Origin of the sequence: Aquamicrobium sp. LC103 (assembly GCF_001014615.2) — a bacterium.
GTDB lineage: Bacteria > Pseudomonadota > Alphaproteobacteria > Rhizobiales > Rhizobiaceae > LBCQ02.
Window position 1 is genome coordinate 258137 of sequence record NZ_LBCQ02000008.1, and the last position, 18621, is coordinate 276757.

Genomic DNA, 18621 nt, shown 5'->3' on the forward strand with positions numbered 1-18621 from the left:
ACCCTGCTTGATCCTCATCGCGGCAGAATGTCGGCATAGCCGTCGACAGCGTCCAGCTTCCATACGCGCGCGATCAGGTTGCGCATCTCCTCGGCCGTCGCTCCATTGCGGAATTCCGCGAGCCGGATGGCCTTTGCCTCCAGTTCCTCCTTCGTCAGCGTGTTGCCGGGGTCGCCCTTGGGCTCGTCGACTCGGGCGGCGAAGGAGCGTCCGTCGGCCGTCCTCACGCTGAGCTTTCCCACCCAGCGCCGCGGATAGAGTGCGTCCACCTCCTCGTCGCGCTCCATTACAACCTTGGAGCGGAAGTGGGCGATGCGTTCGTCCGAAAGCGCGTGGCGTTCGAAGGCATCGAGATCCGCGCGTCCGTGAACGGCGATCAAGCCGAGAACCGTGCCCATCGAGAACTTGGCTTGATGGACGGTTCGCGGTTCGTCGACCGCGCCGAGGACGTCGATGGCGCCCTGATGAACGTGCGCGACGACCTCGGCGACGTCGGCGGCGTTCAATTTTTCCCGCGCCATCAGGACTTGGAGCGCATCGGCCGCCGGATGCGTGTGACGGCAGGATGCATGCCATTTGAAGGAGGTTTCTTCCGTCGCCCAGCGGCTGCCGAGACCATCGGTCAGCCTTGTGGGGTCGGCATCGCTCGACATGCCCGCGGCCATGCCTTGCCTGCCTTCGAGGATGCGGGAGGCGCCCTTGAAACCGTCGCGGGCAAGATGCGCCGCCATCAGCCCGTCGGCGGCTGCCTTCGCGGTGTGAAGCTGTTTCGAATCGGCGGCGTCGCGCAGGAATTCCCAGAGCCCCGCCGCCTGGGTGCCGGCGGAGCCGAGCGCGTGGTTGAGGCCGGCGGCGTCCAGGCCGAGCAATTTGCCGACGGCAGCGGCGGCGGCCACGGTGCCCGCCGTTCCGGTGGTGTGGAAGATTTCGTAGTGCGAGCGGCCGAGGAATTCGCCGACGCGGATGCCCACCTCGTAGCCCGCTATGCAGGCGACCAGGATTTCCTTCCCCGTCCTCTTCTCTGCTTCGGCGGCGGCAAAAACCGCGGGGAAAATCACTGCCGCCGGGTGAAAGACGGAACCGTTGTGGACGTCGTCCTGTTCGACCACATGGGAAGCCGCCGCGTTGATCATGGCCGCGAAATAGGGGCTGGTCCGCCGCCTGCTCGGAATGATGACGCTCGGGCCGGTCTCGGGTCCCATCGAACGTTCAAACGCCTCGAGGATTTCCACCTGCCGCGATCCCTTGCCGGCGAGGGCCGAACCCAGCCAGTCGATCATCAATCCTTTCGCGAACTCGATGACGCGTGGCGGGACATCTGCAAAGTCGAGGCGGGCGACGAAATCGCAAAGCGCATATGTGGGCGGCTGCTCCGTCTCGGACATGATCTTTTCCTGTTCATTCATCGTTGAAGAACTCTGCCTTACCACCGCGCCGCTGCTTTCATCGTGATATGGCCGTCGGCCGCCAGCACCTCCAGTGCAAGGCTGTCATCCTCGCCCGGCGTCGCCCGTAGCAGCAGTTTTTGCGTTCCGGTCGCCGGATGCACGCCGCGGAAGGAGAAACGCCGCGGCGCCCGGCCGCCTATGGTGGCGGCGAAGTTCATCAGCAAGGTCGCCTGCAGCGGGCCGTGAATGACGAGCCCTTGATAGCCCTCCACCTCGCGCGCATAGGGCGCGTCGTAGTGGATCCGGTGGCCGTTGAAGGTGAGGGCCGAGTAGCGAAACAGAAGGACGGGATCTATCTCGATTTCCTGCTGGTGAGGTGCTGGCTCCGTCGGTGAAGCTGCCGCAGGCGCTGGCCGGCTCGGCCCGCCCGCCTCGCGGTAGACGATCACGTGATCCTCATCGATGACGGGACCGTTTTCGTTTTCCGCTTCATGTCGGACGGTGACGAAAACGAGCCGGCCGGACTGCCCATGCTTTTCCTCGATCTTGCTGACGGTGGAACGCCGCCGCACGCGATCGCCAGGCCTTAGCGGCGCGAGAAACCGGAGATCGCCGGCCGCCCACATCCGCCGCGGAAGCGGAACAGGGGGCAGGAATCCGCCCTTGGCGGGATGGCCGTCGTCTCCCAGTTCACGGGCCTCGGCGATTTCTGGAGCCAGGCACCAGTGCAGCCCGACAGGTGCTTCGCCCTCGCTGGACGCGGCCAGATGCGGTGCGAGCATTGCGCTGAAGCTTGCGAGGAGGCGGGGCGTCACGATATCCTCAGCCTCGCTCGTCCGGCCGATCCAGTCCTGCAGGTCCACGGCATCGGAATGCATGAAGAGCTCCTCTTTTTCAGCCCGCGAACTCGGTGCGAAGCCGGTGCGTGTCGGCGCCGAGTGCCGGGACGGACGAAACCGCGCCCGGGGATGCCCGTCCGGCCGGTTTGGGCACGGCGATCCGTTTTCCGTCCGGCAAGTCGACCTCGATCCGCCGAAGCGCCTTGTGCCGCGGCAGGTCGCGTATCTCGGTGAGCCTGCCCCAGGCGATCTGGGCTTGGTCGAGGCGAGCGATGGCCTCGTCGCGGTCCATCGCGGCAAAGACCGGATCGATTTCCAGGTCGAGTGCCTCGCGATTGGCGACCCGCGAGGCGTTGGTCGTGAAGCGCTCGTCTGCAAGGAGGTCCTGGCGCTGCAGGACCGCCGTACAGAAACGCTTCCATTCGCTGTTCTGCTGGATGGAGATGACGACGGCGCCGCCGCTGCGGCACGTGTAGGGCCGGTAGGGATAGATCGATGCATGCGCGAGGCCGTGGCGGCCGGTTTCGCGGCCCGCATGTTCATAGTGCAGCAGCGGAACCGCCATCCAGTCCGCCATGCCGTCGAACATGGAGATCTCCATGGCGCGCCCTCGGCCGGTCTTCTCCCGGGCAATCAGCGCTTCCAGGATGGCCGCATGGGCATTCATCCCGGTGGCGATATCGGCGGCCGACACGCCGACCTTGCTGGGTGTGTCGAGCGTTCCGGTGACGGCGCACAGCCCGCTTTCGGCCTGCACCAGCAGGTCGTAGGCGCGCATGGCTGCATAGGGCGTGTCCTGGCCATAGCCGACGATGCTCACCGCGATCAGGCGCGGAAACCGGGCGGCGATCATCTCTTTGGAAAGTCCGAGCCGATCGATGGCGCCCGGTGCGAGGTTCTGGACGAGAACGTCCGCCTTCGCGACCATGCGGTAGAGCAGTTCGAGATCGGCTTCCGACTTGAGGTCGAGTGCGGCACTTTCCTTACCGCGGTTGAGCCACACGAAATAGGCCGACATTCCTTCGACCGTCGAATCGTAATGCCGTGCGGTTTCCCCCTCCAGCCGCTCGATCTTGATGACGCGGGCGCCGGCATCGGCAAGCCGCACGGTGCAGAGCGGAGCGGCGACCGCCTGCTCGATCGAGATGACGAGCAGGCCGTCCAGCGGTCGGGCAGGATCAGAGAGCATCCGAAGCGGTTCTCCTAATACGAGCGCGGGAGGCCGAGCACGTGCTCGGCCAGGTACGACAGGATCAGATTGGTCGAGATCGGCGCGACCTGATAGAGGCGCGTCTCGCGGAACTTGCGTTCGACGTCGTATTCCTCGGCAAAGCCGAAGCCGCCATGTGTCTGGATGCAGGCATTGGCCGCCTCGAAAGAGGCGTCGGCCGCCAGCATCTTGGCCATGTTCGCTTCCGCGCCGGGGTTCTTGCCGGCTTCGTAGAGGCTGAGCGCCTCCCGCACCATCAGTTCGGCCGCCCGCATGTTCGCATAGGCCTTGGCGATCGGGAACTGGACGCCCTGGTTCTGTCCGATCGGCCGGCCGAAAACGATGCGGTCCCTCGCATAGCCCCCCGCCTTGTCGATGAACCATTTGGCGTCGCCCACACATTCCGCCGCGATGAGGATGCGTTCGGCGTTCATGCCGGAGAGGATGTAGCGAAAGCCCTTGCCCTCTTCGCCGATGAGGTTTTCCGCCGGGACCGGCACGTTGTCGAAGAAAATTTCGGTCGTCGCGTGGTTCATCAAGGTCCTGATCGGGCGGATGGTGAGTCCGTTGCCCTTGGCCTCGCGCATGTCGACGAGCAGCACCGACAGCCCGTCCGTGCGTTTCATGCCTTCGCTGTATGGCGTGGTTCGCGCGAGAAGGAGCATCAAATCCGAATGTTCGGCCCGGCTGGTCCAGATCTTCTGGCCGTTCACCACGTAACGATCATTTTCCAACCTCGCCGTGGTCTTCAACGCCGAGGTGTCGGTACCGCTTGTGGGTTCGGTCACACCGAAGGCCTGAAGGCGCAAATCTCCGGCGGCGATGCTCGGCAGGTAGCGCTGCTTTTGCGCTTTTGAGCCATGGCGCAGCAAGGTGCCCATCGTGTACATCTGCGCGTGGCAGGCGCCGCCATTGCAGCCTGTGTGCTGGATTTCCTCAAGCACCGCGGCGGCGGCCGAAAGCGGCAGGCCGGCACCGCCATACTCTTCCGGGATGAGGACGGAAAGCCAGCCGGCTTCGGTCAGTGCGTCGACGAAGGCCTGCGGATAAGCCATCTCCCGATCGAGCGAGCGCCAATATTCCCCGGGAAACCGCGCGCAAAGCCTGGCGACCGCTTCGCGGATATCCGAATAGGCATCGATGGCTTGGCTCATGTCCCCGTTGGCTCCTCGCGACACGTCCCTTGTTAGCGGCCGTTCGCCCGTTGCGACAACGACCGATTGGCAAGATCAGCTATGCTGGAATTTTATAAGCGGCGGGGTGGTTGCGTTTCAACCTCCGGCTTCTAGTATCCTGCCGGACCAGACGCCCTGCTCGACCAGCAAGCCGATGGTGGAAGCGATGACCTGCCCGGCAAAGCGCGCGAGCCTCGGTGTCGGGCGATCGGTGGGATAGGACATGATCAGCCGGCGCAGCGGCACCGGGTTGATCAGCGGAGCCGCGCGAAGCCTGCCTGTCGTGAGTTCTTCGTGCATCGGTGCCAGCGGGAGGACGGTGAACCCGTGGCCGCTGTGCACCAGCGATTTCAGGGTCGAATAGCTATCGGCCTCGACCTTGACGTTCAGGCGGATGTCGACTTCCTCGGCATAGCGATTGACGATGATGCGCAAGCCATGACTGTTGCTCGGCAACAGGAGACGCAGGTTCTCCAGATCGGCGAACTCCACGGGCTGATCCGGCGAAAGAGCGGATTGCGGAGGGCCGATCAAAAAGAGCGCTTCCTCGAGAAGCGGCTGGACACGCAGCGTCCGCGCCGATTTTGGATCGTAAAGGATCGCTGCGTCGACCTCTCCACGGTGCAGCCAATCGAACAGGTAGCCTGAATAGGCGCTGACGATCCGCAGGGTGGCTTCCGGATGCGTGTCGCGGAAGGCGGAGACCAGCGGTTCCGACAGGATGTCACTGGCGGTGGGAGGCAGTCCGATCGAGACATGGCCTCGTAGCGGCGCGTTCTCGTCCGCCACCGCCGCGCGCATCTCTTCGAGCTCCGCCATGACCCGCAAGGCGTGGCGCAGCACGTCCTCGCCCTTGTTCGTGATGATCATTCCGCGGCCATGTCGGTCGAAGAGGCGCGCGCCAAGCTCCTCTTCGAGCAGCCGAATCTGCCTGCTGAGCGCTGGCTGGGCGATATGCAAACGGTCCGCGGCCTTCGACAGGCTGCCGAGCTCGGCCACGTGGATGAGGGTGCGAAGCTGGGAAATGTCCATTGCTATAGAATATCGGTATATCTGATCGTGAAAAAGGGTCGATGTGTAGTCGTGTTCGGCAAGGCATAGAGGCGGAAGTGCCGACGAACCTGCAAGGAGGCGAGCCGTGAGTGCCGCTGAAGTCATTTCCGAGGATCGTGATTTGGCCACCGAGTGGCCGATCGAGCTTTACGAGACGCTCAAATCCGCAGGCATCAGCCAGATGTCCTACGTGCCGGATGCCGGTCACTCGACGCTGATCAGGCTGTTTAGCGCCGACCCGGACGTCGTCACCAATGTGCTGACCACCGAAGAGGAAGGCATCGCGATCGCCGCGGGCGCCTGGCTTGGCGGAAAGCGTGGCGTGGTGCTGATGCAATCTTCCGGCGTGGGCAATTGCATCAACATGCTCTCGCTGCCGGTGCACGCGCGCATCCCGCTTCTGGTGCTCGTCACGATGCGCGGCGAATGGGCCGAGTTCAACCCGTGGCAGGTGCCGATGGGCCAGGCGACCGAATCGGCGTTGAAGGCGATCGGCGTCACCGTGCTGCGTGCGGAGAGCGGACCCGACCTCGTCGAAACCGTGGCGCAGGCGGCGACGATGGCTTTCGACGCCGACCAGCAGATCGCCGTGCTGATCGGGCAGCGCCTTCTGGGCAGGAAGAAGTGGTGAGCCTCATGACGTCATCGACGATGGACCGCCGCGCCGCGGTCAAAAAGCTTCTCGACGCACGCGGTGATGCGCTCGTGGTCACCGGCCTCGGCTCGCCGAGCTACGATGTCCACGCGGCCGGTGATCGTGACGACAACTACTACCTCTGGGGCGCGATGGGCGGTGCCGCGCTCGTCGGGCTCGGCCTTGCCCAGGCGCAGCCGGGCAGGCAGGTGATGGTCATAACCGGTGACGGCGAGCAATTGATGGCCTTCGGGGCGTTGGCGACGATTTCGGTCGCCCGGCCAAGGAACCTCGACGTGATCGTGCTCGACAACCAGCATTTCGGCGAGACGGGGATGCAGGCAAGCCACACCGGCCGTGGCATAGCCTTCGACAAGGTGGCGTCATCCTGCGGTTTCGCCGAAGCCGCCGAGCTGCGCACGCTGGACGAGGTGGATTCGTTATGCGGGCGGTTGCGCGAGTCCGCCGAGGGGCCGCGGCTCTTCGTGCTCAAGATCTCGGCAGAGAACCTTCCGCGTTCCTTGCCGCCACGCGATGCGGTCGAAGTGAAGAACCGCTTCCGACGACATCTCGGCCTCGCTACCTGTTGAGGCTTGAAAAAGGCCCGGGGGGCGCAGCCACGGTCTGCCACAGGATTGCTGGAAGGGCGGGAAAGACGTCCGCTCATTCAGGCTAGGGCTGCGGCTTTGACCATGGTCGGCTGCCAGCGGCCTTCATCCACCACGCGTCGGTGGACGAGAGCCATGTCCTACGCCAGGGTGAATGCCGCTTTGCGGCCAGAAATGAGCCGTGGCTTCAGCTGTCCGGCTCGTCCTGGCTGGCGCGCGTGATGTGGCGATGCAGGAGCGCGGCTGCGAATTTGTAATCGCCTCCCGCGATCGCCTCCAATATGCCGAGATGGTCCTTGCAGGCCTCGTTGAGCCGCGTCTTGCTGAGACGTGAAAAGTCGGTCAGCTCCGTCATCCTGCGCAGGCTGTTCTGGCGCTGCAGGCTCTGCACGAGGAAGCGATTGCCCGACCATGAGACGATCGTCTCGTGGAAATTGGCATTGACGCTGAACCAGTCGGTACGGCTGATGGCGCGGAAGGGGCGTTCCAGAATGCCGCGCTGATCGCGTTCGAGCGATTTTATCTGGCCGCTGTCGGGCTTATAATCCGGCACCAGCAGCGCGCCGCATTCGATGATCAGACGGAACTGATAGCTTTCGTCAACCGCCTCCTTGCTGACGAGGCATTCGGCGAACCGCCAGCCATGGCCGGCGCGACGGCTTGCGAGACCCTCGTCCGACATGCGGATCAGCACCCGCCTGATTGCGCCGCGCGTGGTGGCGAATTCCTCGACCAGCTCCGTTTCAGATACCTCTTCCGGGATTTTGCCGGCGGCACGCGCGCTCATCAGACGGTTGTAGAGGCTCTCGCTTTCGGACGGAGGCACGATTTTCCCGATACTCTCCCCGTCGTCCAGGATGCGCGCCAGCTGGAAGCCGCGCGTTTCCGTCTGTTCGAGCAATCCCTGCGATGTCAGCACCTGGAGCACTTGCCGGACGGGGGTTCGCGATACGCCGAACTCCCGGGCGAGGGCGGAATCCGAGACCTTCTCCTTCGGCGCCCAGCGGCCCTGACCGATGAGGCCGAGGACCTTCCTGGCGATTTCGGACTGAAGGCCGCTGAGGGACGCAAGCTGTTCCGAAACGTCTGATGAAACTGTCATTGAACCTCTGGATTCAGTCGCTTATGGCGGCCGGGTCTTTGTCGAAGCGTGTTCAAGATAGCGAATGAGCTGTGCTTATTCAAATGCACAATAAAGATGGATAAGCCAAAAATTTTTCCTATCCGGCTAGACATATGTTTTGTGTGCAAATAAAGAACGAACAAATTGCCTTTGTTGTTCCGTGGAGCACCGATGCCCGTCGAGCCATTTCCCTTCATTACGGTTACAGGATCGGCCTATGAGCGCGGCCGCCAGTACGGCGTGCTTCTTTCCGGGCGCATCAGGCGCAGCGCGGAGTTCTACGCCGGCTCGCTCGACCAGCTCGGACTGCCCGCCGAACGCAAGCTCGCGCTGATCCACGGTTATGCCGACCGCATCGGCGAGTTCGACGAAACCTATGTCGAGGAGATGCAGGGCATCGCCGAGGGCTCGGGCGCCGCCTTCGAGGACATCGTAATGATCAATGCGCGCACCGAGATCGTCGCGGCGGCGCGGGCCGAGCTGGACAAGCCGGAACCGGAAGAGCCCGACGACGGATGCACCTGCGCGCTCATCATGCCCGAGCGCAGCGCAACCGGGCGCCTGATCCACGGGCAGAACTGGGACTGGCGCTACGAATGCGCCGAGACTGGCATCGTGCTGAGGGTCAGGCAGGAGCACGGCCCCGATTTCGTGACTTTCGTCGAGGCAGGAGGGCTTGCGAGAAGCGGCTTCAACGCATCCGGCACGTCGATCACCGCAAATTATCTCGAATGCGAGCGCGATTTCACGCAGCAGGGGGTGCCGCTCGGCGCAATCCGCCGCAAGGTGCTGCAGAACGAGCATTTCGCGCGCGCGATCAAGGCGGTGGCGACGACGCCGAAATCCTGCTCCAACAACATCATGATCGCGACGTCCGCGGGCTTCGGCATCGATTTCGAATGCGCGCCGGATGAAGCCTTTCCGATCTTTCCTGAAAACGGCCTGCTCGTTCATGCCAATCACTGGGTCAGTCCCGTGGCGCTTGCCAAGCTGCGCGACACCGGCATTCCGTGGGTACCCGAAAGCTACTATCGCGACTGGCGCGTGCGGCGCCTGCTCGAGGCTGGCGGCGAGGCGCTGGCGCGCGCCGACCTGAAAGCCGCGTTCTTCGACGATTTTCTCACTCCCTATTCGGTCTGCCGTCCTCCCCGAGAGAACGAGACCAGCAACATCTCCACCACCGTGGCCATGATCGTCATCGATGCATCGGAAGGCTTCATGGAGGTGGCGGCCCTTCCGGCGCTCAATCGCGAATTCCTGACCTATGTGCTGGATGACGCGAAAGCGCTGCCGGCGGATGCGGGGGCGAGGGCCACATCCCGCCAGGTCGGAGACTGACGATGCTGCGTTTCGCCCTAACCCGGATGGCAATGGCGATACCGACGTTGATCATGGTCGGCGTCACCGTCTTCATCCTGGTTCGGGTTATCCCCGGCGACCCGGCATCCCTGATGCTGGGCGATGCTGGCGATGCGGCCGCGCTTGCCGCACTGCGCGAACGGCTCGGCATCGACAAGAGCCTGCCGCAGCAGTTCCTCATCTGGGCCGGGCTTCTGCTGCAAGGGGACATGGGCACCTCGATCGCGACCGGCAACCCCGTGCTGCCGACGATCATCGGCCGCTTCCTGATCAGCGTCCAGGTGGTGGTGCCGGCCGTTATCCTCTCCACCCTCGTTGCCGTGCCTATGGGCATGTTTGCCGCATGGCGGCAGAACAAGCTCGGCGACATCGCCCTCGTCACTTCGGCGACACTCTTGATGTCCGTACCGACCTTCTGGATGGGCATGTTGCTCCTGCTCCTGTTCGGCCTCAAGCTCGGCTGGCTGCCCATCGTCGGCTATGTCAGCTTCTCGGAGAGCTTCAAGGGCGCGGCTTTCTATCTGATCCTGCCGATCTTCACGCTGTTTCTGCACGAGGTCGGCGTGATCCTGCGCATGGCGCGCGCCTCGACGCTGGAGGTGCTCGGCCTCGACTACATCACCCATGCGCGCGCAAAGGGCCTGCCGGAGCGCGCGGTGATGTGGCGCCATGCGTTCCGCAACGCCTTCGGCCCGACCTGGACGCTGCTGGGGCTGATCCTCGGCAATCTGCTTGCCGGCGTCGCCATCATCGAGACGGTATTCACCATACCCGGTCTCGGGCGTCTGCTGGTCGATTCGATCTTCGCGCGCGACTATCCCGTCATCCAGGGCTGCCTGCTCTTCATCGCCGGCATCTACGTGCTGGTGAACCTGATGGTGGATCTGCTCTACCCGATCTTCGATCCGCGGGTGACGGCGCAATGAGGCCTGTTGCTCCAAATCTCGTCATCGGGCTCGCGCTCACCGGGCTCGTGGGAGCGATGGCTCTCCTCGGCGCTTTCTGGACGCCCTACGATCCGTTGGCGATGAATTTCGCGTCGCGGTTGGCGCCGCCGAGCTGGAGTTACTGGCTCGGCACCGACGAATTCGGTCGCGACCAGCTCTCCAGGCTGATGCTCGGCGCCTCGGCGAGCGTGAAGATCTCCATCCTGACCGTGATCCTGGCGATCTCGTCCGGCACGATCATCGGCATCGTCAGCGGTTTCCTGCGCGGCTGGCCCGACCGCATCATCATGTCGCTGAACGATGCCTTGCTGGCATTCCCCGGCCTGCTCTTCGCGCTCGGATTGCTGGCGGTCCTCGGTGCCAACGAGAACGGCATCATCCTGTCGCTGGGGCTCGTCTACATGTCGTCGGTGGTGCGTGTCGTGCGCGGCACGGTGCTCAGCCTGAGGGAGCGCGAATTCGTCGAGGCATCCTACGTGATGGGAAACTCGCTTTCCTTCACCATGCGCCGGCACATACTGCCCAACTGCATCGCGCCGTTGACGGTGTTGGCGACGTCCATGTGCGGCTGGACGCTGCTCGCCGAAAGCGCGTTGAGCTTTCTCGGGCTGGGGGTCGCGCCGCCGATGCCGACCTGGGGCAACATGCTGGCGGGAAGCAGGTCCTTTCTCGATCAGGCCGTCTGGCTGGTGATCTTCCCCGGCCTGACGATCTCGCTCGCTCTGCTCGGCATCAATCTTCTCGGCGACGCGCTGCGCGACCGGCTCGATCCCCGCATGCGGAGACGCGTCGGATGAGCAACCCGCTTCTCGAAATCCGCGATGTGACCCTGGGAATCGGGCGGACGGGTCCGAAGATCGTGAAGGGCGCCAATCTCGCGATCGCGCCCGGCGAGATCGTCGGCATCGTCGGTGAATCCGGTTCGGGCAAGACCATGCTCGGGCGCGCCGTTCTGGGCCTCTCTCCGGCGCCGATCAGCATGACCGCAGGCGAGATCTACTTCAAGGGAGCGGCCTATAGCGGCATGAGCGAGCCGGAAATGCGGGCGCTGCGCGGCGCCGGCGTCACCATGGTGTTCCAGGAGCCGATGACGTCGCTCAATCCGGCCATGAGGATCGGGCGCCAGCTCGAGGAAGGCCTGGAGCTTCATGGCAACATAGGACGCAAGGAGCGGAAGGCGCGCATGCTCGACATGCTGCGTCGGGTCGGCATCGCCGACGGCGAACGCGCACTCGCAGCCTATCCGCACGAATTCTCCGGTGGAATGCGTCAGCGTATCATGATCGCCAGCGCCATGCTGATGCGACCGGCCCTGCTGGTCGCCGACGAGCCCACGACCGCGCTCGATGCCGTCACCCAGCGCGACGTGATGGACTTGCTGGTCGATCTCACCCGCGAATTCGGCACCGCCGTCATCCTGATCAGCCACGACCTGCCCATGGTCGCGCGTTATTGCAGCAGGATCGTCGTCATGCAGACCGGCGAGATCGTGGAAATGGGCGAGACCGCCGAACTGCTCGGCGCCCCGAAGCACGACTATACCAGAAAATTGCTCGCATCGCTGCCCATGCGCGCATCGGCGCGCGCGCTGCCGGAGACGAGGCCGATCGTCTCCGTCGAGAAGCTGAAGGTCGACTTCGCCGCCCGCTCGGGGCTGTTTGGCCGCGGTGGTGTCAAGCATGCGGTCCGCGACGTCAGTCTCGATATCCGTCCGGGAGAGGTGCTGGCGGTGGTGGGCGGCTCGGGCTCCGGCAAGACGACGCTGGCAAGGGTCATCGCCGGTCTCACCGGCCATCAGGGCGGACATGTGCTTTTCAACGGTCACGGCATCCGGCCGGGCTCGGCCGGATATGACGACTATCGGCGCAACTGCCAGATGGTCTTCCAGGATCCGTTCTCCTCGCTGGATCCGCGCATGAAGGTCGGCGCGCTGATCGCTGAGGGCCTGCAGGCATTGCACGACGTCCCTTCGTCGGAACATGCCGCGCGCGTGGAGAAAGCGCTCGAGAGCGTGGCCCTGAATGCATCCTTCGCCTCGCGCTTTCCGCACGAGCTGTCCGGCGGCCAGCGCCAGCGCGTCGCGATCGCCCGCGCGCTGATCAGGCGCCCCTCATTCGTGATCGCGGACGAGGCGGTTTCGGCCCTCGACGTCACCGTGCGCGCGCAAATCCTGAAGCTGCTTGCGGATTTGCAGTCGCAATTCGGCTTCGCCTGCCTGTTCATCACGCACGACTTGTCGGTGGTCGAGCAGATCGCCGACCGCGTCGTCGTCATGCACGAGGGCAGGATCGTCGAAGAGGGCTCGCGTGACGAGATACTCGATCGGCCCCGCCACGACTACACGCGCAGGCTCCTGAGCGCGATCCCCGTGCTCGACACGACGCCGGCCGGCGGAGTCGAGCTGAGATGGCGCACCGAGTTGGGACAGGGCGCAAAAGCATTCGCCGACTAGAGGAGAGGGATAATGTCTGACGCAATCGCAACGCCGTCCCCGCCGAAACGCCACGGCCATGGCATCAGGCTCAGCTATTACGATTTCGGTGCGACTCCGTTCTTCGCCAGTCAGTTCGATCAACGTTTCAGTTATTGCCTCTATGTCCCTGAAGATTATAGCGAAACTGAGGACCGGGAGTACGACCTGGCGGTCATCGTTCATGGCACTGGGCGAACGGCCGCGCAGTATCGGGACAGATTCGCGGCCTTCGCCGAGAAGCACGGATGCATCATCCTCGCCCCGCTGTTTCCCGTCGGCATCATCGAGCCGGGCGAGCTTGCGAATTACAAGCGCATCGAATTCCACGGCATCCGCTACGACCTGATCCTGCTTTCCATGGTCGACGAGGTGCTGGCCAAGTATCGCATCCGGCCGGGCGGCTTCCTCATGTACGGCTATTCGGGCGGCGGCCAGTTCTGCCAGCGCTTCTTCATGTTGCACCCGCAACGCCTGCGCGCCGTTTCCATCGGTGCGCCGGGCGTGGTGACCCTGCTCGATCGCGACTACGACTGGTGGGTAGGCGTGCGCGACCTGAAGGCCCGCTTCGGCATCGGGATCGACCTGGAGGCGATGCGCCGGGTCAAGGTCCAGACGCTGATCGGCAGCGCCGACGATGCCACCTGGGAGATCACCATTCCGCGCGAGAGCAGGCTGTGGATGGAGGGCGCCGAGCTGCAGGGCGTCAACCGCCTGGAGCGCATCGCGGCCTTGGCGGGCTCCTTCGAGGCCAACGGCATTTCGGTTCGTCGCGACATCGTTCCGGGCATCGCCCATTCTCCGTTCGAGATGGTCGGCGCGGCGGAGGATTTCTTCACCGCCATCGTCACCGCATCGCGCTGAGCGATGCCTTCCATTCGTAAAAGGAGCCTGCGCATGAAATATCCCGCATTTTCCTTCGTGGCCTCGCTTGCCGGAGGCCTGTCGATCTTTTCCGCTCCCGGCCTCGCCCAGGATGCCGGCACGCTGCGCGTCGCAATTCACGCCGACATCGGAAGCACCAATCCGGGCGTCAACCGCGACGCCAACTCAGACATCGTGCTTCTGCACGTGGTTGAAGGCCTCGTCGGCTTTGCCGACGATCTCACAGTCAAGCCCATGCTGGCCGAGGGCTGGACCGTCAGCGACGACAGCAAGATCTACGAGTTCCGCCTGCGCGACGGCGTGACCTTTCACGACGGCAAGACGCTGACCGCGCAGGACGTCGTCTGGAATTTCGAGCGCTATCTCGATCCGGCGACCGCCTTTCAGTGCGCCGCCCGCTACAATGGCGGTATCGGCCCCAAGCTCGAAAAGGTCGAAGCGGCCGACGACACGCTCGTTCGCTTCACATTCGCCGAGCCGGCGCCCAACTTCCCGATTACCATGGCGACGGTTCAATGCACGCCGTGGATCCTCAGTCCGTCATCGGTCGATGCCGGCGGCACCTTCGTCAAACCGGTCGGCACCGGCCCCTACCGGTTCGACCGGATGGAGAGTGGCCGTTATCTCGATCTTTCCAAATTCGACGAGTACGCGGCGCTGCCTGGCAAGCCGGACGGGAATGTCGGCAACAAGGCGCCGAGCGTGGAGCACATCCGCTTCATGACGGTGCCGGACCCGAGCACACGGTCGAACGGACTTCAGTCCGGTGAGATCGACGTCATCGACGAGGTCGAGCCGACGCTGGTGGAGACGCTTCGAGCGAGGAACATCACGGTCGACATCCAGCCCACCCCGGCATGGATGACGCTGCTGATCCAGACCGAAGCTCCGGCGCTCGAGGATGTCCGCATGCGCCAGGCGATCGCCCATGCGATAGACCTCACGCAGCTTTCCGAGGCGCTCGGCGGCGACTTCTATCGCCCGAACCCCTCGGTGCTCGCCGAGGGAACCTACTACTACGACAATTCGGCCGCGGCATGGCCGAGCTACGACGTTGAAAAGGCCAAGGCATTGGCGGCCGAGGCGGGCTATGACGGCAAGCCCATCGCCATACTCGTCGCCAACCGGCAGAACCGCGTCCAGGTCGCCACCATCGTCCAGGCGATGCTCGCCTCGGCCGGGATCAACGCCAAGCTCGACGTGCGCGACTGGGCGACGCAGCTCGAGGATTATCGCGCCGGCAAGTACGAGCTTTCCATCTTCGCCTATTCCGCGCGTCTCGACCCGCTCCTGAGCTTTCAATCGCTGATCGGCGACAAGTCCGCCGAGCCGACACGCATGTGGGACGACGACAAGGCCGAGGAATTGCTGGAGAAGGTCGTCGGCCTGCGTGAGCCGGCAGACCGCAAGACGGTGTTCACCGAGCTCAACGAGGAGATGGGGCAGCAGGTGCCGATCCTCGGCCTGTTCAATCTTCCGAGCGTCACCGCGCTTGCTCCGTCGGTGAAGGGCTATTCGGGTTGGCTCGGCGGCTCGCACCGCTTCTGGGCCGTGACGAAGAACGCCGAATAGCGGTCGGTTGCGCCTCGCGCGATGGCCGCGCGGGGCCGCGACCGGCCAGCGGGTCAGCCATGACGAGGAACAAAATGACGCAGACCGCTTCTGCTCTTTTGAGCAATCCTGTTTTTTCGCTCGAAGCCCTCGGGCCGCATGCGGCCGGCGAGCTTGACCTGTCCGCCCGTCCCGATGCGGTGCTGGCGCGGCTTGCGGATATCGCCAGAGGCACGGCGGCCGAGAGCCGGGTAGGCCGCATGGATCCGGTCGTCGCGAGGGCGCTTCTGCGCAAGGGCGCGGGCCTCGAACCGGTGCCGGGCGGTCGGGCGCTGCGCGAATGGATCGCGGCAAACGCGGGAAGCTGGCATGGCATATTGAAGCCTTCCGTCAGGGACATCCCGACGACGATCCTCGAGCTCGGCGGTGCGGCGGCGGAAATCGCGGCCGCTTCGGCGATGCAGGACCGCGAGACCGCGCAGACGAAATACGACGCGCTGATGGCCGCCGAAGGGGCGCGGCTCGGCATCGGAACCTGGCACGAATACCGTACGGTCTATAGCACCGATGCCTATGTCTCCGTGTTCGATCCCTCGGTACGCCGCGACCATCATCTCGGCATCGATCTCTTCTGCGACGCGGGGACCGCGCTTGTCCTGCCGATGGACGGCGAGGTGGTCGACGCGCGGATCATCGATGCGCGGCTCGACTATGGCGGCGTTCTCGTCCTCGAGCATGAATTCGCGGAGGGACGGAAGTTCTGGTCGCTGTGGGGCCATCTCAGCCATGCCTCGGCGCGGGCCTGGAAACCGGGAGATCGCATCGCCGCTGGAACGACCTTCTGCGACATGGGCGATTTCGAGGAGAACGGCTGGTGGCTGCCGCACCTGCATTTCCAGCTCAGCGCGGAGAAATATCCGGATTTCGGAATGATGCCGGGCGTGGGCGAGGGCGCCTTCCTTTCCATCTGGACGGATCTCTTCCCGGATCCGACGCCGCTGATCTTCAAATAGGCGCAGCGCGACGCGCCTATTTGAACGCGCCGCGGTCGCCCTTGGTCAATAGTTGGAGGTAGGAGCGCCGTTCGACGTCGACGTTTCCGTCCTGCCGGCGAATTCGCTCAACATCCTGTCTCGCTCGGCGGCTGCCGCGCGGGCTGAATTGACCAACAGCGACACGTCGTTCGGCCCGATGATGAAGCGATAGCCGAGCCGCGCAAGGTCGCTCATGCCGCGGCCGGCGCCGACTATGGTTCCGAGCGGCTTTCCAGCTTCCGCCGCGCCTTTCTCGATCCGCTTCAGAAGTTCCTGCGGTGCGGGTTCCTCCATGCGCTCCATATGATCGATGGAGGCGGCAAGATCGTTCGGCCCGACGAACAGCATGTCGATGCCGGGAACCGCCGCGATCTCCTTCAGGTTCTCGACCGCCTCGACGTGCTCGATCTGCACCATGAGCAGCAGCTCCTCGTGGGCGCGGGCGGCATAGTCCGGCCGCGCGCCATAGCGCGAGGCGCGCAGGATCGGAGCTGCGTAGCCCCTGCGCCCGCGACCTGGATACCGGCAGAAATCCGCGATCGACTTCGCCTGTGCGGCGGTGTTCACCTGCGGCACGATGATCGATCTGATGCCGCGGTCGAGCACACGCTTCAGCGTCGTCTCCGATCCGTCCGGCACGCGCATCACCACGTCACCGCCCGCAGCCTCCACGGCGCGGGCGACGTGGACGGCCTGCTCGATGCCGCCGACGCCGTGCTCGCCGTCGATGACGATCGTCGGCCAGCCGTTCATCGCCATGGCTTCGGCATTGTCCGGACTTCCCATCTCCGACCAGGCGGCGGTGACGATCTCGCCGGCCTGGAGGCGTTCTTTCAGTCGGTTCATGCGAAAGTCTCCGTCTTGGGCAGGTCGATCACCTTGCCCGGATTGAGAATGCCCTTCGGATCGAGCGCGAATTTGATGCGCGCCATCAGCGCGAGCTCCTCGGCGCTGCGCGTGAAGGGCAGATAGGGTTTCTTGACCGTGCCGATGCCGTGCTCGGCCGAGACCGTGCCGCCGAAGCCGCGAACCGTCTCGTAGACGATGCGATTGATCTCCTTCGAAGGCTGCTCGGCGGCACCTTCCACAAGCGCCACGATATGGAGGTTTCCGTCGCCGATATGGCCGTAATAGACCGAATGGCACCCGGCGACTTCGTTCTCCAGCCGCTTGCGGCAGGTGCCGGCGAACCTGTCCATCTCGGCGACCGGCAGGCCGATGTCGAAGGCACAATGCGGCCCGAGCACGGTCTGGAACTCGCCGGCTGCGTCCCGGGTGCGCCAGAAGGCCAGTATGTCGGCCCTGCTCTGGGCGATCGCCGCGTCGGCGATCAGTCCCGCCTCGAACTGCGCTTCCATCCAGCGGTTGAAGCGCTCGCCGTCGACGGCCTCGTCGAGTCCCTGCGCCTCGATCAGCACGTAGAAAGCGTGCTTGCCCTCGATCGGCTTGCGGATGCCCTGCACACGCTCGGTGGCGGCGTGCCAGTAGTCCGGCCACATGACCTCGAAAGCCGAAAGGAGCGGGCCAAGGCCCTTTCGCGCGCCGCCAAGCAGTTTGACCACGCTCTCGTAATCGTCGACGCCGCAAAGCGCCGCCATGGTGCAGCCGGGCTGCGGCTGCAGGCGCAACACGGCGCGCGTGATGACGCCGAGCGTGCCTTCCGAGCCGATGAAGAGCTGCTTGAGATCGTAGCCGGCATTGTTCTTGATCATCTTGTTGAGGCTGGTGATGAGCGTGCCGTCGGCCAGCGCCACCTCGATGCCGAGGACCATTTCGCGCGCCATGCCGTAGCGGATGACCCGGTTGCCGCCCGCATTGGTGCCGAGATTGCCGCCGATCGCGCAGCTTCCGCGGGCGCCGAGATCGAGCGGGATGAAGAAGCCGGCCTCGTCAGCGGCTTTCTGGATCACTTCGAGCGGCGTGCCGGCCCTGACCGTCATCGTGGCCGCAGCCGGGTCGATTTCCTCGATTCCCTGCAGGCGCTCGAGCGACAGCGCGATCGCATCGGCGATCGGGTGAGCGCCGCCTGCCAGCCCCGTCAATCCGCCCTGCGGAACGACCGGAACGCCGTACTCGGCGCATATCCTCAAGGCGGCCGCGACTTCTCCGGGCGTTCCGGGACGAAACACGGCAAGCGGTGTCACCGGCGGCAGGAAGCTCGTGTCGGCCCGGTTACGGGCCGGGATGTCGTCTCCCGTCAGAAGTGCGTTTTTATCGAACAATCCTGTGAGCGCCTCGATACAGGCGCTCGCACGGGAAGAGGCGACGGTCATTTCTTGTCCTTTGTCGAGAAGATTTTCCCGGCGGCAACGTGGTGCCGCCGGGAGCCTTGGGAGGCTTGTTCG

At 64.4% G+C, this 18621-nt stretch carries 17 protein-coding genes; 9 read left to right on the plus strand and 8 right to left on the minus strand.

The genetic code is table 11. From position 1 onward, the window contains the following. Positions 1-14 precede the first annotated feature (14 nt). From XW59_RS17225 to XW59_RS17245, 5 genes are all read right to left on the minus strand, one after another. Positions 15-1385, minus strand: a complete 1371-nt coding sequence (locus XW59_RS17225; RefSeq protein WP_047146646.1) for an MmgE/PrpD family protein — start codon at positions 1383-1385, stop codon at positions 15-17. Between the two features lie 38 nt (positions 1386-1423). Next, complete coding sequence (locus XW59_RS17230) at positions 1424-2251, minus strand: MaoC family dehydratase N-terminal domain-containing protein (RefSeq protein ID WP_246666119.1); 828 nt, start codon at positions 2249-2251, stop codon at positions 1424-1426. A gap of 31 nt (positions 2252-2282) precedes the next feature. Further along, positions 2283-3416 (minus strand): CaiB/BaiF CoA-transferase family protein, encoded by a 1134-nt coding sequence (locus XW59_RS17235; RefSeq protein ID WP_047146451.1) that lies wholly within the window; start codon positions 3414-3416, stop codon positions 2283-2285. A gap of 14 nt (positions 3417-3430) precedes the next feature. After that, the gene (locus XW59_RS17240; RefSeq protein WP_047146450.1) at positions 3431-4591 is read right to left on the minus strand and encodes an acyl-CoA dehydrogenase family protein; all 1161 of its coding nucleotides are present in this window, start codon (positions 4589-4591) and stop codon (positions 3431-3433) included. Positions 4592-4708: 117 nt separating this feature from the next. After that, entirely contained in the window at positions 4709-5644 is a 936-nt protein-coding gene (locus XW59_RS17245; protein WP_047146449.1) for a LysR substrate-binding domain-containing protein, read from the minus strand. A gap of 106 nt (positions 5645-5750) precedes the next feature. Here XW59_RS17245 and XW59_RS17250 point away from each other — a divergent pair, with 106 nt between their 5' ends. After that, on the plus strand, positions 5751-6296 hold the full coding sequence (locus XW59_RS17250; protein WP_047146448.1) for a thiamine pyrophosphate-binding protein: 546 nt from the start codon (positions 5751-5753) through the stop codon (positions 6294-6296). 5 nt (positions 6297-6301) lie between these two features. Further along, positions 6302-6889 (plus strand): thiamine pyrophosphate-dependent enzyme, encoded by a 588-nt coding sequence (locus XW59_RS17255; RefSeq protein WP_047146447.1) that lies wholly within the window; start codon positions 6302-6304, stop codon positions 6887-6889. A gap of 205 nt (positions 6890-7094) precedes the next feature. Here XW59_RS17255 and XW59_RS17260 read toward each other — a convergent pair whose 3' ends face one another. Further along, a complete protein-coding gene (locus XW59_RS17260; protein ID WP_047146446.1) occupies positions 7095-8009 on the minus strand; it encodes a GntR family transcriptional regulator in 915 nt (304 codons plus the stop codon). Between the two features lie 192 nt (positions 8010-8201). Between XW59_RS17260 and XW59_RS17265 the strand changes: the two genes are divergently transcribed. From XW59_RS17265 to XW59_RS17295, 7 genes are all read left to right on the plus strand, one after another. Further along, positions 8202-9368: a C45 family peptidase gene (locus tag XW59_RS17265; protein ID WP_047146445.1), complete on the plus strand. Its 1167-nt coding sequence runs from the start codon at positions 8202-8204 to the stop codon at positions 9366-9368. A gap of 2 nt (positions 9369-9370) precedes the next feature. Then, positions 9371-10315 carry an ABC transporter permease gene (locus XW59_RS17270; protein ID WP_047146444.1) on the plus strand — a complete coding sequence of 315 codons (945 nt, stop codon included), beginning with the start codon at positions 9371-9373 and terminating at the stop codon, positions 10313-10315. Further along, a complete protein-coding gene (locus XW59_RS17275; RefSeq protein ID WP_047146443.1) occupies positions 10312-11133 on the plus strand; it encodes an ABC transporter permease in 822 nt (273 codons plus the stop codon). The genes XW59_RS17270 and XW59_RS17275 overlap by 4 nt, the downstream gene beginning before the upstream one ends. Next, positions 11130-12788 (plus strand): ABC transporter ATP-binding protein, encoded by a 1659-nt coding sequence (locus XW59_RS17280; RefSeq protein ID WP_047146442.1) that lies wholly within the window; start codon positions 11130-11132, stop codon positions 12786-12788. Before XW59_RS17275 ends, XW59_RS17280 begins: the two co-directional genes overlap by 4 nt. A gap of 12 nt (positions 12789-12800) precedes the next feature. Further along, a complete protein-coding gene (locus XW59_RS17285; protein ID WP_047146441.1) occupies positions 12801-13670 on the plus strand; it encodes a hydrolase in 870 nt (289 codons plus the stop codon). A gap of 33 nt (positions 13671-13703) precedes the next feature. Then, on the plus strand, positions 13704-15263 hold the full coding sequence (locus XW59_RS17290; protein WP_047146440.1) for an ABC transporter substrate-binding protein: 1560 nt from the start codon (positions 13704-13706) through the stop codon (positions 15261-15263). A gap of 74 nt (positions 15264-15337) precedes the next feature. Then, positions 15338-16255 (plus strand): peptidoglycan DD-metalloendopeptidase family protein, encoded by a 918-nt coding sequence (locus tag XW59_RS17295; RefSeq protein ID WP_170990168.1) that lies wholly within the window; start codon positions 15338-15340, stop codon positions 16253-16255. A 45-nt stretch (positions 16256-16300) separates the two neighbouring features. Here XW59_RS17295 and XW59_RS17300 read toward each other — a convergent pair whose 3' ends face one another. After that, positions 16301-17122, minus strand: coding sequence for an aldolase/citrate lyase family protein (locus XW59_RS17300; protein ID WP_047146438.1), 822 nt, complete (start codon positions 17120-17122; stop codon positions 16301-16303). Continuing rightward, positions 17119-18549: an FAD-binding oxidoreductase gene (locus tag XW59_RS17305; protein ID WP_052958200.1), complete on the minus strand. Its 1431-nt coding sequence runs from the start codon at positions 18547-18549 to the stop codon at positions 17119-17121. The genes XW59_RS17300 and XW59_RS17305 overlap by 4 nt, the downstream gene beginning before the upstream one ends. Positions 18550-18621 lie beyond the last annotated feature (72 nt).

What these genes read in the sequence shown, in the direction of transcription:
- XW59_RS17290 (WP_047146440.1), top strand. Translation starts at nt 13,704, where the DNA reads ATGAAATATCCCGCATTTTCCTTCGTGGCCTCGCTTGCCGGAGGCCTG.
- XW59_RS17260 (WP_047146446.1), bottom strand. Translation starts at nt 8,009, where the DNA reads ATGACAGTTTCATCAGACGTTTCGGAACAGCTTGCGTCCCTCAGCGGC.
- XW59_RS17245 (WP_047146449.1), bottom strand. Translation starts at nt 5,644, where the DNA reads ATGGACATTTCCCAGCTTCGCACCCTCATCCACGTGGCCGAGCTCGGC.
- XW59_RS17270 (WP_047146444.1), top strand. Translation starts at nt 9,371, where the DNA reads ATGCTGCGTTTCGCCCTAACCCGGATGGCAATGGCGATACCGACGTTG.
- XW59_RS17295 (WP_170990168.1), top strand. Translation starts at nt 15,338, where the DNA reads ATGACGCAGACCGCTTCTGCTCTTTTGAGCAATCCTGTTTTTTCGCTC.
- XW59_RS17225 (WP_047146646.1), bottom strand. Translation starts at nt 1,385, where the DNA reads ATGTCCGAGACGGAGCAGCCGCCCACATATGCGCTTTGCGATTTCGTC.
- XW59_RS17275 (WP_047146443.1), top strand. Translation starts at nt 10,312, where the DNA reads ATGAGGCCTGTTGCTCCAAATCTCGTCATCGGGCTCGCGCTCACCGGG.
- XW59_RS17255 (WP_047146447.1), top strand. Translation starts at nt 6,302, where the DNA reads ATGACGTCATCGACGATGGACCGCCGCGCCGCGGTCAAAAAGCTTCTC.
- XW59_RS17265 (WP_047146445.1), top strand. Translation starts at nt 8,202, where the DNA reads ATGCCCGTCGAGCCATTTCCCTTCATTACGGTTACAGGATCGGCCTAT.
- XW59_RS17240 (WP_047146450.1), bottom strand. Translation starts at nt 4,591, where the DNA reads ATGAGCCAAGCCATCGATGCCTATTCGGATATCCGCGAAGCGGTCGCC.
- XW59_RS17305 (WP_052958200.1), bottom strand. Translation starts at nt 18,549, where the DNA reads ATGACCGTCGCCTCTTCCCGTGCGAGCGCCTGTATCGAGGCGCTCACA.
- XW59_RS17235 (WP_047146451.1), bottom strand. Translation starts at nt 3,416, where the DNA reads ATGCTCTCTGATCCTGCCCGACCGCTGGACGGCCTGCTCGTCATCTCG.
- XW59_RS17285 (WP_047146441.1), top strand. Translation starts at nt 12,801, where the DNA reads ATGTCTGACGCAATCGCAACGCCGTCCCCGCCGAAACGCCACGGCCAT.
- XW59_RS17300 (WP_047146438.1), bottom strand. Translation starts at nt 17,122, where the DNA reads ATGAACCGACTGAAAGAACGCCTCCAGGCCGGCGAGATCGTCACCGCC.
- XW59_RS17280 (WP_047146442.1), top strand. Translation starts at nt 11,130, where the DNA reads ATGAGCAACCCGCTTCTCGAAATCCGCGATGTGACCCTGGGAATCGGG.